The following is a 13,912-nucleotide window of genomic DNA, read 5'->3' on the forward strand; positions in this document are numbered from 1 at the left end:
GCAACGCCAACGACGTGGCGCTGGGCTCGGGTTCGGTGACGGCCGCGGCGGTCGCGACCACCGGCACTACCATCAACGGCACGGCCTCCAGCTTCGCCGGTACAACGCCGACGAGCACGGTGAGCGTCGGCGCGCCCGGCGCGGAGCGTACCATCACCAATTTGGCGGCGGGGCGGATCAGCGGCACCTCGACCGACGCCGTCAACGGCTCCGAACTCTACGCCACCAACCAGGCGATCAGCACGATCGCCAACGGCGCAGGCATCAAATACTTCCATGCCAATTCGACGCTGGCAGACAGCACGGCAACCGGCAACGACAGCGTTGCGATCGGCCCGGTGGCCCATGCGATCGGAACTGGCAGCGTGGCGCTTGGTCTCAACTCCAGGGCCGGCAACGCCAACGACGTGGCGCTGGGCTCGGGTTCGGTGACGGCCGCGGCGGTCGCGACCACCGGCACTACCATCAACGGCACGGCCTCCAGCTTCGCCGGTACAACGCCGACGAGCACGGTGAGCGTCGGCGCGCCCGGCGCGGAGCGTACCATCACCAATTTGGCGGCGGGGCGGATCAGCGGCACCTCGACAGATGCGATCAACGGTTCGCAGCTCTATGCGGTAAGCCAGGCGGTCACGTCAGTATCCGGTGGCCTCACGCACTACTACGGTGTCAACGACGGAGGCACCCAGCAGGCGAACTACGCCAACAACGGCGCTACCGGAGCCAACTCGCTCGCGTCCGGAGTTGCCGCGTCGGCCAGCGCGGCGAACGGCACCTCACTCGGTTACAACACCCGTGCGACGGTAACGGACGGTGTGGCGATTGGATCCGGCTCGGTTTCCAATCGCGCGGTCGCGCCAGCGACCGGCACAATCGGCACTTACATCCCCTACAACACCACCGACCTGACGCTGCTCGGTGCGGTTTCAGTCGGCAACGCCACCAGCTACCGCCAGATCACAAATGTTGCCGACGGCACGCAATCCAGCGACGCCGTCACCGTACGCCAGTTGACCGGCGCGTTGTCGTCCTTCGCGACCACGACCACAAAATACTTCCACGCCAACTCGACACTGTCGGACTCGTTGGCTGTCGGCGACAATTCCGTGGCCGCAGGACCGCAGACTGTTGTCAATGGCGATAACGGCATCGGTATGGGTTTTGGCGCGATCGTCCAGCAGACCGCGCCGGGCGGTATCGCCATCGGCCAAAATGCAAGCGTTGCATCTGCGGACGCCATTGCGTTCGGTACCTATGCCCAGGCAAACGGCACCCAGTCGCTTGCGTTCGGTGCCGGGGCATCGACCTCCAATGCAACCAGTGTCGCGCTCGGGGCGGATGCGAAAGCCAGCGCGCAATCCGGAGATGTGGCGCTCGGCGCCAACTCGACGACTTCGACCGTGGTTGCGACCACCGGCACCGCCATCGGCGGCAAGAGCTACAGCTTCGCCGGCACTTCGCCGACGTCAACGGTCAGCGTCGGGAGCGCCGGTGCGGAGCGCACCATCACCAACGTCGCCGCCGGTCAGATCTCCTCGAAGTCAACTGACGCGATTAACGGATCCCAGCTCTGGGCCATCAATACCTCGCTCGACAACCTTTACAGCGTCGTCAACAAGATCTCCGCCGGTGATTCAAGGGACGTCACCCCCGTGAATGCGAAGTACTTCCACGCCAAGTCGACGGCGGCTGATTCCTCGGCCAGCGGTGCGGAGAGCGTGGCGATCGGGCCGCAGTCGGTCGCAAGCGCCAGCAACGCGATCTCCATGGGCAACGGTGCAGCCGCATCGGCCAGTGATACCGTTGCGATCGGCGCGGGCGCCAAAGCGACCCAGGCCAATTCGCTGGCGCTGGGTGCGAACTCCTCGACAACGGCAAACCTGAGCGATGCCGCCTATACCCCGGTCGTCGGCAAAACCGTCGCAGGCGTAACCACCGGAGAAGTGTCGGTCGGCTCGCCCGGCGCCGAACGCCGCATCACCAACGTCGCCGCAGGCTCTGCCGCGACCGATGCGGTCAATGTGAGCCAGTTGCAGACCCTCGCTAAGGTTTCAGTGCGCTACGATACGGACAGTTCCGGCAACCCGACCAACAAAGTAACGTTGAACGGCGGCAACGGTTCGCCGGTGACCGTAAGCAACGTGGCGCCGGGCGTGAACGGTACGGATGCCGTCAACGTCAGCCAGCTGAACGGCGCGTTCAATCAGCTCAACAGCAAGCTCGGACAGGTGCAGCAGGACGCGTGGCGCAGCGCTGCGATCGGCTTGGCCGCCTCGTCGCTGCGCTACGACGACCGGCCCGGCAAGGTCAGCGCGTCCCTGGGTGGCGGCGTGTGGCGCAGCGAGACTGCGCTTTCGCTCGGTATCGGCTACACCAGCGAGAATGGCCGCGTGCGCACGAATGCGGCGGCGACCACGAGCGGTGGCGATTGGGGTGTGGGTGGCGGCCTGAGCATCACGCTCAACTGATTTCGACAGGTGATGAGGCGGCTTTCATGCGTGGCTTTGGCGAGCTGGCTCTGTGGAGCCACGACGATCGTCGCGCAGCAGGCGCCGCCTCTGGCCTACATCGTAAAGCCGTCGGACGTGGCGATTCCGGAGGGAGAAACACTCGGCAGATTCAGGCGCACGATTCAACCGTTCAGGAACTGGACCCTGATCTGCGATGAAAGCCTCAACGCCAGGCGCCGGGTATGCAACATCACCCAGGCGATCATCAATCCGCAAGGCGCGGTGGCCTTCAGCTGGTCGCTCGTGGCGACCGACGACGGCAAGCCGCTGATGATGATGCGCGTGCCGGCTGCAGCCGGATCCGGGCAGCCGATCGAGCTGACCATGGGCGAAAAGCCCGACCGGATCATCGCCCGGACGGACCGTTGCAATGCCAGCTTCTGTTTCGCGACGATCGCAATCGGCGATGTGCTGAAGAGGCATATCCGGGCGGCCACGACGTGCGTGGTGACCTACCAACTCCCGCAGATCGGGCCGGTCGTGCTGAATGCGCCGCTCGATGGGCTGGTTGCTGCGTTGTCGAAAACGAGTGACCAGAGGCACGAGTGAGACGAGGCAAAAGGGATCTGGAGGAAAAGCATGCGGGTTCGGACATCTCATGTCAGCTGGGCGGCGAGATTCCGGGGCAGGGGCCTGGGGCGGGAAGAACAGGATGAATCGTCAACGGGGATGAATCAATACCTGCTGCCCACGTGTGCTGCGATCGCCGCGGTCTGCGTCGCGGCGTTCAGTGCCGGGCTCGTGGCCTACGCACAGCAGTCACCGGCTACGTCGCTACAGCCGCCGGCGCAATCCGCCCACAAGCCGCCCGTCAAGCAGAAGTCTTCCCCTCAGAACGTACAGGCGCCCTCGAGCGCTGCGGAAACGGCTCAACCGCAGCAAGCCGCACCCGAGCAGCAACAGACGCTGTTCGACGAGCAGGCTCGCCAGGGCAGCATTACGACGTGCGGCAGAGTTTTTGGTGCGCTTGGCCGCGGTGTCGCGGCGAACTCGACATTCACGGCGCAAACCCAGTGGGACTCGAAAGCCGGCAATGCGCATTCCGTGCAGTCGCTGGTCGCAATCAATCCAGCTCGGAATGGCGAAGCCCTGCAACGATCGGCAGGCGTCGTATTTGCCGCGCCAGTCGGCTTGTCGTGTGAGGGGACGATGGTCAGGGTCACGCCCAGCGGCGAGAGTTGCCAGAACATCGGCGCGGAGCTCACGAAGCAGAATGGCCGAACCACAGCCTTGGGCGATCTGTCCCTGACGACGTTGCCAAGCGGAGTGCAAGTCATGCTCGTTCCGTTCGGCAATGCATGCGTCGCCGTGACGGCGTTACGGCTGGCAGGCTGACAATCACTCGCGCCTGAAGGCCTTCAGATGCAATCTCTTGACCTGGGCAGACGGCGTGTTCGTGTACCGGCAATTGCGACAAGCCGGCGGCCGAACAGCGGCGCATCAATGACGCCGTTATCGACGGGGTCGTGCGGCCCGGCATCGCCTGATCCTCGCGGAACCCGATTTGCGCGATCAAACCGCATACGGCTCGGGGAACGTTTCGGTGCGGGATCGGTTCGAGAGTCCGATGCCCTCGCGAGAACGGGTAACACGGAGGAAACCCGCCAAGGAGACCCCTACGAAAGGACGACCCGAGGAAGCACGGCGACCTTAAGAAACAGGAGCAGCTGATGAAGCTAAATTCCGAGCAGGTGAAGCGGACGATGATGCAAATGGAGGCCGAGGTGCTTCCCGAGGATCATCCCGCCATCGCCCGACTGAACAGTGTATTCGGCGACCACACCTACTTCGTCGACAGAAGCGGTCTCAAGGTGCTCGAGCCCGCCGATACACGTGACATCGAGGGCCAGACCGGTGAGGTCGTGAGTCTCGCCGATTGGAGCGATGCGAGCCTGACCAGCCTGCGGCCGCACGAGCCGGAACCGACCGGCGTGATCGTGGTGCTCGAGCCGAGCAAGCACTGAAGTTCCGATCGAATCGAACCGGGCCGCGAGCGGCTCCCTGTGGAGCAAGGCGTCGGCCCGCTTCATGTTGCGCTGTGCCGCGCCCGCGGCATGGCGCAGTGTGGCCATCGTGACCTCAAGAGGTGCCGAAAGTCACATGGCAAATCAGTTCCGCCTGCGTATGCATCGATTTCACGAGGAGCCGTCCAGGCGATGATGAGGGGCAGATGGGGAGCGTACGACGCTGGGGCCCTAACGAAGATGACAAGCTCAGGGATCTCGCCGGGGCCGGCAAGAACGCCCTGGAGATCAGCAACGCACTGACGCGTAGCGCCTCGGCGGTGCGCCGGCGCGCGGAGGTCTTGTCGGTCCTGATCGTCGCGAAAGCCTGGCGGGCGCGCCCATCGCATGTCGCCACCCACCTCGAAAGGGTGGCGATCGACGCCATCCGCAATCACCGCCCGTTCCCGGCAGGCGTCGGCCCGAGCACCGTCGCCGGAATGATCGACAAGGGCTGGATCGTTTCCGAGGGGCCGGCCGGGCGGCGCTATCGGGTCACCGACGCCGGCGTCGAAGCGGTGCGGCGCAAGATCCCGAGCAGCAGCTGAGGCGAGGGAGGTCCGGCGCGACAATTGGTGCCGCTCGCAAGATTTTGCGCCCGAGACGCATGCCCGGTCCGTTCAAGCATTGGAGGCAGTCGGAGACTGGTCTCCGCGTGTCCCTCCGACCTGACGGTGCCGATGCTCAACGCCCAGCAAGCTGTAACCGAACGACACCAGCGATTCGTCGATCTCGCGCCCTCGATCCGTGAGACGATCGATGCGATCGCCGCCTTGAGGCCGGATCAGCGGAGCGATGCGGAATTCCTCGAACGGCGGTTCATCCCGACGCTCGGTCTGAACGACGAACTGCTGCACGAGCAGCCGCCGGAGCTGTCGGCGAACTTTGGCATGGGTCTGCACCTCTGGCAGTATCCGAACCAGCTTGCCCCGTATCTGGTCTGGCTCGCGGACAACTGCTCGGACATCTCGTGCTACATGGAGATCGGCTGCCGCTGGGGCGGCATGTTCATCCTGGTCGCGGAGTGGCTCAGGGCCTGCGGCGCCGGCCTCAAGACCGTCATTGCGGTCGATCCGATCGCGCCGACGCCGTTCATCATCAGGTATTTCGAGCTGCTGCGCGAGCAGGCGACTGTGGAGCCGATCTACATCAGGGCTTTCTCCACCGCGCCGGTGGTTGCCGCGCATGTCGATCGGCTGAGGCCCGATTTCGTCTTCATCGATGGCGATCACAGCCTGGAGGGTGCGATGCGGGACCATCTCCTGGTGCGCCGACACGCCGACATCATAGTCCATCATGACGTCCATTCTCAGGCTTGTCCGGACACGACGCTGCTCTGGAAGGCGCTGAAGGAGTTCGAAGAGCCCCTGTTCGACGTGGTCGAGTTCATCGACCAATATCCGTCAGTCAACGGCTCCTTCCTCGGCATCGGCGCCATGAAGCGCCGCGGCGCGTAGAGCGCTATGAGATCGGCTTGAACCGTCATCCCGCTCTGGCTTCTTGTTTGAGCATGATCTCCGCGCCAACGCGTTCGGCGCTTGCCGCGAGGGAAGACCGCTTCACACTTTTCCGGATCATGCTCCAGGGCCGTCGGTCCGAACGAAGGAAGCTGTGGCGCTGCTGGGGTTGGCCCGGATAGACTGCACCTGAGCTCTGGAAAGGCACAGGCCATGGCAGGCGAACGCGATCTCACGGCGTTGCTGAGGGGCATCAGGCCCGAATTGCAGGAGGGCACGTTCGTGTTCTGCACCATTGTGCCGGGCGAGGCGATACCGACCGCCTCGTCGCCACTCCTGGTCTTTCGCGAACGGGAAGGAACGACACTCGTGATGCGGCGGGAGGAGGCCGAGCGCGCGAGGCTGCGCTACGCGTTCGTTTCGCGCCTTCTGACCTTGACGGTTCATTCCTCGCTGGACGCGGTCGGCCTCCTGGCCGCGGTCACGACGCGTCTCGCACGCGCCGGCATCAGCGTGAATGCGGTCTCGGCATTCTACCACGATCATCTGTTCGTTTCCGAGGACCGGGCCGAAGAGGCTCTCGGTCTCCTGCAAGGAATATCCGTTCCGTAGCGGCCGCGACCAGGCCGTCGACGCCGCAACCGACCATCACTCGTCACCAAAGGTGTGCCTTGCCCAACCCGCACGATTTTCACGCACCACAATCGTCCTACTCGAAGGACGAACTGCTCCGCTCAGGCGAAGGCGGCTATTTCGGCCCCGGCAATGCGCAACTGCCGGCGCCCCCGATGCTGATGATGGACCGCATCACCGAAATCAGTCTCGACGGCGGCGAGTTCGGCAAGGGCCACGTCACAGGCGAGCTCGACATCACCCCTGGCTTGTGGTTCTTCGCCTGCCACTTCGACGGCGATCCGGTGATGCCGGGATGCCTGGGGCTGGACGCAATGTGGCAGATGATCGGCTACTGGCTCGGCTGGTCGGGCTCGCCGGGCAGGGGTCGCGCGCTTGGCGTCGGCGAGGTCAGGTTCAGGGGCCACATCACGCCCGACGTCAGGCGCGTGCGCTATCAGGTCGACCTGCGCCAGGTGCGGCGCGGCCGGCTGGTGCTCGGCATCGCCGATGGCCACGTCTTCGCCGACGACGCGTGCGTCTACGTTGCGAAGGACATGCGGGTCGGGCTGATCACGTCTGCGGCGTGAGTGTCGCGCCGGGAGAACGATCCGAAGCTCGCGGCTCGCATCACGCGCCGTTCACTACGGAGCCGCCCGAGGCGCCATCGCCCAGATTCAGCTTGCTGATGTCGCCGCCGGCCCAGGCCAGTGTCTTCGGGTCCATCACGCGGAACCAGAGCGGCGGAATCGCCGCCAGCCCGAACATGCCGGTGTAACCGTTCGGCAGCCGCGGGATGTCGGCGAAATCCCGCAGCGACTGGTAGGGGCGCATCGGGTTGGCGTGGTGGTCGGAATGGCGCTGCAGGTGGAACGTCATCAGGTTGGAGACGATGTGGTTGGTGTTCCATGAGTGACGGGGCTCGACCGGCTGGTAGCGGCCATTCGGCAGCTTCTCGCGCAACAGCCCGTAATGCTCGACATAGTTGGCCTGGGTCAGCGCATACCAGCCGAGGAAATGATGCGCGATGATGAACGGCGCGACCTTCCAGCCGAACAGCGCAATCAGTCCGGCCGCGACGACCAGCGTCAGTGCGAAGCCCTGCAGGATCTCGTTGTTGATCGACCAGACCGGCTCCCCGCGCCTGGTCAGCCGCTCGGCTTCGTTGCGCCAACCGCGCCTGAACGCTCCCGGCAGCTCGCGCAATGCGAATGCATAGATTGATTCGCCGTAGCGCGCGCTGGCGGGGTCCTCGGGGGTTGCGACCCAGGTGTGGTGGCCGCGATTGTGCTCGACGCGGAAATGGGCGTAACCCACCGCACAGTTGGCGAGCGTGCCGAACAGGATGTTTAGCCGGTCGGGCTTGTGGCCGAGCTCGTGCCCGATGAGCAATGCGCCGCCGTTGATGGTGCCGACGCCGAGCAGCAACACGACGTAGGACCACCACGGCAGGTCCTGCGTGCCGAAGAAGGCGATCAGGGCGATGTAGTTCACCCAGGGAAACACCACGGTGATGCGCGCGAGCCGCAGATAATACGGATCGGCTTCCATGGCGGCGACCACTTCCGGCGGCGGATTGTGGGTGTCTTCGCCGATCACGACATCGAGCAGCGGAATCAGGACGAAGATGAAGACGAAGGGAATCAGCGTCACCACCGGATTGTGCGTCCGGAGAAAGAGCCAGTAGGACAGGAGAGGGACCAGCGGCGGAATGAACGAGAACATCCACAGATAGCGCTTGCCGTCCCGATAGGTGATCGTTTCGCCAGCAGCATTCGTGCCCGTAAAGATCATCGCATTCCTCCAGCGTCTCTTTGTGCGGCGGCCGCTTGCCGTTGTTACAACAAGAATGCCGCGAGGCGGGCTTGCGCCGCCAGTTCACAACAGGCCAATTTTGTGGCATTTTGCGCCAAGTCTGTTTCTGCCAGACCTTCACGGGGGAGGCTGCCCAGCCATGCCGGGATCGGAATCGGATGCCATTCGCGCGCCGGTGTCTGCGAGCTACGCACGGGCGCTGGTGCGCGCCTTTGGCAAGACGCGCGGCGAGCGCGAGGAACTGCTAAGGGGCACGGCAATCCGGCAAGAGGCCCTCGACCAGCCGGGTGCGCACATGCCGGTGTCGTCCCTGGTGGTGCTGGCAGCCAACATCACCCGCCGGCATGGCGAGCTGTGGCCATTGTCGGCCGCGGCCGTCTGGTCGACATCGCTGCAAGGTGCGCTCGACGTGGCGACGCGGACGGCACCGACCATAGCAGATGCGTTGAACGTCGGCGCCCGCTTCGGGTCGACGCGCGCGCCGTTCATCCGCAACCGGCTGCGTCGAACCGCGCGCTCGATCCAGATCGAAATCTCTCCCGCCGTCGCCATGGACAACGCGACCTGGCGCGCCGTGGCGCTGGCCGTCAGCCTCAACGTGCACGCGGTGTATGTGCAGTTGCTCGAGGATTCGATCGAGCAGGCGACGCTGCAATTTCCCTGGCCGCCGCCTGCCGGCGCCGGACAGCTCGTGTCGCATTATTCCTGCGGGGTGAAATTCAACGCGACCGCCTTCATCTTCGACGTGCCGAAGGCGCTTGGCGGGCTGCCTTCGCCCTTTGCCGATCCCGAGTTGCACGCCAAGGCCATCGAAGCCCTGGAGGCGATCGAGAAGCCCCGCTCGGACAGCGCAGCGCTGGCGCGGATCGTCGAGAGCCTGATTGCGGCGCGCCTGCCGCAGCGCCTCGGTGAGGAGGACGCCGCGCGCCTCGTCGGCACCTCGCGGCGCACGCTGGTGCGGCGGCTGGCGGAGGCCGGCAGCCCGTTCCGGCCGCTGCTCGACGGCGTGCTGCGCGAGCGGGCCCGGACCATGCTCGCGGAGGGAACGCAATCGCGCGACGAGATGGCGACCGCACTCGGCTACACCGATGCAACCAGCTTCAGCCGCGCCTGCCGGCGCTGGTTCGGGGAGAAGAGTCTGCGGGGCTAGGTCAACAGTTCCGGTTCGTTTCAGCACCTGCGCCTTCACGCAAGCATCGTCGTGATGGTCTGGATGTGGTCACTCGCCGCAGCCAGGAGCTCGTTGTAGCCGGTGTGCCCCTGCGCAGCCGCCTTGAGAATGCATTCCGCGAGAAAGGCCTTGGTTGCCGTGGTGGCGATCTCCGGAGGCACCGTCGACATTACGTCATCGAGTGTCGTCCGCATGAGCGCAATGAGTTCGCGACTGAATTGTGGCATGAGGCCTCCATGTGCGGTCTCTCCACCTGCTCGAGTCACGCGCATTGCGTGCTCAGATACGCGCAAGAACCAGTGCTGCCGCGTCTGATGTCAACAAGATCGGCGGGCGGAGCGACGACGGGTAGAGTCGATTCATCGATGCGGAAATTCAAATTAATTCCACCCAGGCGATCATGAAATCGAAGAAAGGTTCAAGCCGTCGAAGCGTTGATCACGCGTCAGCGGTCAAGCTCCTTAAATTCGTGTAAGGCCGGAACGCCGGGAACAAGCGTACGTTCTGCACAAAGGGGAAAAGCTGTAACCGAGGTTGTCCCAATGAAGAAGATCAAGACGAGCGCGATCATGCTCGCGCTGACCATCGCGGCGCTGCCTGCGATGGCGCGCACGGCCGCACCGAACATCTCGATTCCTAGCTCGCAAAACTCCGGCACTGGAATCGCGGGCCTGCCTGGAGACGAAGCCGGGCCTGCCGTCCAGCCTGGCGCAATGCCGGGCGCCAGTGCGGCGATGAGGCCGTCCAGCCTGTCCGTCCGCGAGCAGGATACTGCTGACATCAGGGGCCTGCCAGGGACCGAGGCTGGCCCGTCGATGAAGCCGCCATCGCGGTTCAACTGACCAGGCCGTCACGACCCGTCGAGAATCTGGCCGCTCTGCCTGTCTGCGGAAGCCGCCGTGAATGAATCCGCGCCGCCGCATCCGCGGAGGCGAAGGACACCCGCGGACTGATCTTGCGCGCAGCGGTACGCGACCTGCTGCGTGCTTGGAACTCCCTCGACATGTCGCCGTTCCTTTCGCGGGGGTGACGTGCCCTGACGGGCACCTCCAACCGAGCAAGCACGATCCCGGATGACTGGCACCAGGAAGCATTCCGCGACAGACGCAGATCGAACACGGCCCAAGCGGGCGTGGGGCGTTCTGTCGTGACGATACCCTCTTCGGGCGCTCCGGAAGGCCGGCCACCCTCTCAACCCCGCTCGCGACTTCGTTACCTAGCCGGCTTCGTTGCGGTAGCGATCCCGGCGCTGGCGATCGCTTTCGGCTGGGAACTGCGGGGCATTCACTTTCCTCCTGCTGCCGAGGTGACCTCGCGACGTGTCATCGCGCTGAAGTCCGCGGACGGCCGGGATTTGTGGCCCACCTCGCATCTGCAACTGGCACCGGTCGATGCAAATGCGATGCCTCCGAACGTCATCAATGCCGTTCTCAGCATAGAAGACCGGCACTTCCTTCGGCACGGCGCTATCGATTTTTCTTCCATCCTGCGCGCCCTTGAACAGAATCTCGCAGCCCGAAAGGTCGTCGCCGGCGGAAGCACCATCACTCAGCAATTGGTCAAGACGCTGTTCCTTGGTCCGGAACGAACCTACAAACGCAAGATTCAGGAGGCGGCCATCGCGATCTGGATCGAGCATAAGCTGACCAAGGACCAGATTTTGACCAGCTATCTGAACAATGTCTATCTCGGTTCGGGCGCGACAGGCTTTCCCGCCGCGGCAAAGCTGTACTTCGACAAGAAGGTCGCGGATCTGACCCTGCCGCAGTCGGCCATGCTCGCTGGAATGATCAATGCTCCGGCAAAGGACGATCCAATTCACAACATCGATGCGGCGCGCCGGCGGGCTGCCGCCGTTCTCGATGCGATGGTGAGCAACGGAAAGCTGTCGGAGCAGGATGCGCTGGTGGCGAAGCTCCATCCGGCAACACCGGGCACGTCCGATGTGTCGCCGCCGTCGACCGGTTGGTTCGTCGATTGGGTTTACAACAAGGCCGCCGCGGTCACGCCGCCGCTCGGCGGCGCGGTTCAGATCCGCACTACGCTCGATCTGCGGCTGCAGCAATTGGCGGCGGGCGTTGTGAAGTCGACGCTTGCAAGATACGGAAGCGAAAAGCACGTGGGACAAGCCGCCCTGGTCGCCATGCGGCCGGACGGCGCCGTCGTCGCCATGGTGGGTGGGCGCAGCTATGCACGGAGCAAATATAATCGTGCGGTGCAGGCTGCGCGGCAGCCAGGCTCGGCGTTCAAGCTGTTCGTCTATTATGCCGCTCTGCGGCAGGGTTTCTCGCCGACAGATGAAATCCTCGATGCGAGGGTGAATGTCCATGGCTGGCAGCCAGAAAATTACGGGCATCACCACCACGGCGAGGTCGCACTTGCCGACGCGTTCGCCAATTCCCTCAACGATGCCACCGTCCGACTGTCGCAGGAGGTTGGGATCGATCAGGTGATCGCAGCCGCACGCGACCTCGGCCTGCGCGCGCCACTGCAAAGCAACCCGAGTCTCGCGCTGGGCACATCCGAGGTGACACTGCTCGACCTGACGTCGGCCTACGCGTCGGTGCGTGCCGGCAGGGCGCCCACCCACCCGTGGGGTATTTCCGGGATCAGGACGCAGAGCGACAAAGATGACGTGCCGGTCGCCGCATCTGAATCCCGGCACAGCCTCGCGAACTATCAGGGAGAACTGATCGACCTGTTGCAGGGGGTGGTCGAACACGGCACCGGCCGGGCGGCGGCGCTGAAGGGCTTCGCAGCGGGCAAGACCGGAACGACCCAGGATTATCGCGACGCCTGGTTTGTTGGTTTCGACGATTCGCTCGTTGTCGGAGTCTGGGTCGGCAATGACGACCACACGCCGATGAAGGGTGTGGTCGGCGGTTCGTTGCCTGCACAGATGTGGAAGAATTTTGTCGAGCAGGCGAGCACCCCGACGACGGCCGAGGCCGCTCCGACGTTGCCGGACGTGCCGGCAATAGCAGCAGGCGCATCGGCATCTTCGGTATTTGCAGGTGACGGCGACGCGAATCCTCCTGCCGCGGAAGCACAGACCGCTCAATGCAATATTCCGGCTTGCGAGGAAAATTATCGATCATTCCGTGCGTCGGATTGCACGTATCAACCCTATTGGGGTGGACCCCGCCAATACTGTGCGCGATGACCCATGGCGCCGTATAGGATTGCCGGTGGTCGGCGACGGCGGCCTGGCGCCAGTCGACTGTCGCAAAAGGTGCGTTCACCCGCGAGGCAGCCTTGCCGATCTTGCGGACAGGCAGCGGGCTTTCCGCCTGCGCGTAAATTCATGCAGAATCTGCCAGGTCAGAGCCGCAAAGGCCAATGTCCAGGCGGCCACCGCCGCCACGAAAGCCACCGCCGGCAGGGGAGCAAGGAACGGTAGCTGGAGCGTCGCGGCCATTTGCTTTGTCGCGAGCGCATACATTCCCAATGGAAAGACCGCGCCCCAGTGGAGGGGATCGTAGCGCAGCGGAAATCGCTGGATCAGGTGTTGCCACATCGTGAGAACGAGCAGCATTGGAATCCACCACGTGCCGGTGGCCCAGTAGAAGACGGTGAAGCCGTTGAGAAACGGCAGCAACAGGCCGAGAAACGGCGCAGCCGGCGCGTTCTGGACCAACTCTGTGCCGGCCAGTGTCGAGATGGCCATTGCGCCCATGTTGATCCAGTAAGGTGGCGTCAGATCTCCCGGAGAAAAGGCAAAAAAGGTCTCGCGATAGAAAATGAGCGAGATGATCCAGATATAGAGCATTCCGCCCCATGACCACATCGACAGGGCGAAGAAATTGAGCTCCACCCGAAGTGGTTGCGGCAAGTCGCGAGCGATCAGGGCCGCGAGGGTGGCGATCGATTGGGCTGCAACCACGGCGATCAGCCAGGCACCGGTGAGACCTTCCTGCAGCGGAGGCTTGTTTCGCTTGACCGTAAGCGCGGTGAAGATGGTGTAGGTAAGGCCGACCCATAGCACCGTGCCGAGCACCAGCAACGCAGTCGCAACCTTCGGGCTGTGCGCCATCAACAGGAACTGGGCACCCACAATGCACGATGCTGCAACCGCGGTAAAGAAACCGGGCCCGCGCCGATGATCGGTCATGTCGGCAAGGATCAGCCGCGGATAACGGATCGAGCGCAAGGCGGTCAGGCACGCCAGCACGAGATAGGCGGCGAGGTTGAAGACGAACAGCGCTGTCGCGAGCCATGAAAGTCCGAAGTCCGACGCTCCGATCGACACGACGCCGGTGGCCATCACGAGCGCGAAATAGGCTGGCGATAAATGTTTCACCGGGGAATTTCCGAGCTTGGACGCTCCTTTCCAGTCGAAGAGCC

At 64.1% G+C, this 13,912-nt stretch carries 14 protein-coding genes; 11 read left to right on the forward strand and 3 right to left on the reverse strand.

Annotation, left to right across the window (positions count from 1 at the left end):
* The 8 genes from JQ586_RS37195 to fabA all read left to right on the forward strand — a co-directional run.
* Positions 1-2,468, forward strand: a 2,468-nt coding sequence (locus JQ586_RS37195; protein ID WP_212399617.1) for a YadA family autotransporter adhesin, incomplete at its 5' end; no start/stop codon positions are given.
* A gap of 12 nt (positions 2,469-2,480) precedes the next feature.
* On the forward strand, positions 2,481-3,059 hold the full coding sequence (locus tag JQ586_RS37200) for an invasion associated locus B family protein (protein WP_212399618.1): 579 nt from the start codon (positions 2,481-2,483) through the stop codon (positions 3,057-3,059).
* 120 nt (positions 3,060-3,179) lie between these two features.
* Positions 3,180-3,845 carry a hypothetical protein gene (locus JQ586_RS37205; protein ID WP_212399619.1) on the forward strand — a complete coding sequence of 222 codons (666 nt, stop codon included), beginning with the start codon at positions 3,180-3,182 and terminating at the stop codon, positions 3,843-3,845.
* Between the two features lie 335 nt (positions 3,846-4,180).
* Positions 4,181-4,474: a hypothetical protein gene (locus tag JQ586_RS37210; RefSeq protein WP_212399620.1), complete on the forward strand. Its 294-nt coding sequence runs from the start codon at positions 4,181-4,183 to the stop codon at positions 4,472-4,474.
* 122 nt (positions 4,475-4,596) lie between these two features.
* The gene (locus JQ586_RS37215) at positions 4,597-5,061 is read left to right on the forward strand and encodes a hypothetical protein (RefSeq protein ID WP_312017074.1); all 465 of its coding nucleotides are present in this window, start codon (positions 4,597-4,599) and stop codon (positions 5,059-5,061) included.
* A 132-nt stretch (positions 5,062-5,193) separates the two neighbouring features.
* Positions 5,194-5,970, forward strand: coding sequence for a class I SAM-dependent methyltransferase (locus JQ586_RS37220; protein WP_212399621.1), 777 nt, complete (start codon positions 5,194-5,196; stop codon positions 5,968-5,970).
* A 213-nt stretch (positions 5,971-6,183) separates the two neighbouring features.
* Positions 6,184-6,582 carry an ACT domain-containing protein gene (locus tag JQ586_RS37225; RefSeq protein WP_212399622.1) on the forward strand — a complete coding sequence of 133 codons (399 nt, stop codon included), beginning with the start codon at positions 6,184-6,186 and terminating at the stop codon, positions 6,580-6,582.
* 59 nt (positions 6,583-6,641) lie between these two features.
* On the forward strand, positions 6,642-7,172 hold the full coding sequence (gene fabA / locus JQ586_RS37230; RefSeq protein ID WP_212399623.1) for a bifunctional 3-hydroxydecanoyl-ACP dehydratase/trans-2-decenoyl-ACP isomerase: 531 nt from the start codon (positions 6,642-6,644) through the stop codon (positions 7,170-7,172).
* Positions 7,173-7,212: 40 nt separating this feature from the next.
* Here the strand turns inward: fabA and JQ586_RS37235 are convergent, their stop codons facing one another.
* A complete protein-coding gene (locus JQ586_RS37235) occupies positions 7,213-8,376 on the reverse strand; it encodes an alkane 1-monooxygenase (protein WP_212399624.1) in 1,164 nt (387 codons plus the stop codon).
* A gap of 160 nt (positions 8,377-8,536) precedes the next feature.
* Between JQ586_RS37235 and JQ586_RS37240 the strand changes: the two genes are divergently transcribed.
* Positions 8,537-9,547 carry an AraC family transcriptional regulator gene (locus tag JQ586_RS37240; RefSeq protein ID WP_212399625.1) on the forward strand — a complete coding sequence of 337 codons (1,011 nt, stop codon included), beginning with the start codon at positions 8,537-8,539 and terminating at the stop codon, positions 9,545-9,547.
* Between the two features lie 35 nt (positions 9,548-9,582).
* On the opposite strand, the gene JQ586_RS37245 is transcribed toward JQ586_RS37240, so the two are convergent.
* A complete protein-coding gene (locus tag JQ586_RS37245) occupies positions 9,583-9,795 on the reverse strand; it encodes a hypothetical protein (RefSeq protein WP_212399626.1) in 213 nt (70 codons plus the stop codon).
* Positions 9,796-10,110: 315 nt separating this feature from the next.
* Between JQ586_RS37245 and JQ586_RS37250 the strand changes: the two genes are divergently transcribed.
* Both JQ586_RS37250 and JQ586_RS37255 read left to right on the forward strand, forming a co-directional pair.
* A complete protein-coding gene (locus tag JQ586_RS37250; RefSeq protein WP_212399627.1) occupies positions 10,111-10,410 on the forward strand; it encodes a hypothetical protein in 300 nt (99 codons plus the stop codon).
* 305 nt (positions 10,411-10,715) lie between these two features.
* Positions 10,716-12,731, forward strand: coding sequence for a PBP1A family penicillin-binding protein (locus tag JQ586_RS37255; protein ID WP_212399628.1), 2,016 nt, complete (start codon positions 10,716-10,718; stop codon positions 12,729-12,731).
* Between the two features lie 75 nt (positions 12,732-12,806).
* Here JQ586_RS37255 and JQ586_RS37260 read toward each other — a convergent pair whose 3' ends face one another.
* Complete coding sequence (locus JQ586_RS37260) at positions 12,807-13,868, reverse strand: tellurite resistance/C4-dicarboxylate transporter family protein (protein WP_312017075.1); 1,062 nt, start codon at positions 13,866-13,868, stop codon at positions 12,807-12,809.
* Positions 13,869-13,912 lie beyond the last annotated feature (44 nt).

This window comes from Bradyrhizobium jicamae (genome assembly GCF_018130215.1).
GTDB lineage: Bacteria > Pseudomonadota > Alphaproteobacteria > Rhizobiales > Xanthobacteraceae > Bradyrhizobium > Bradyrhizobium jicamae_A.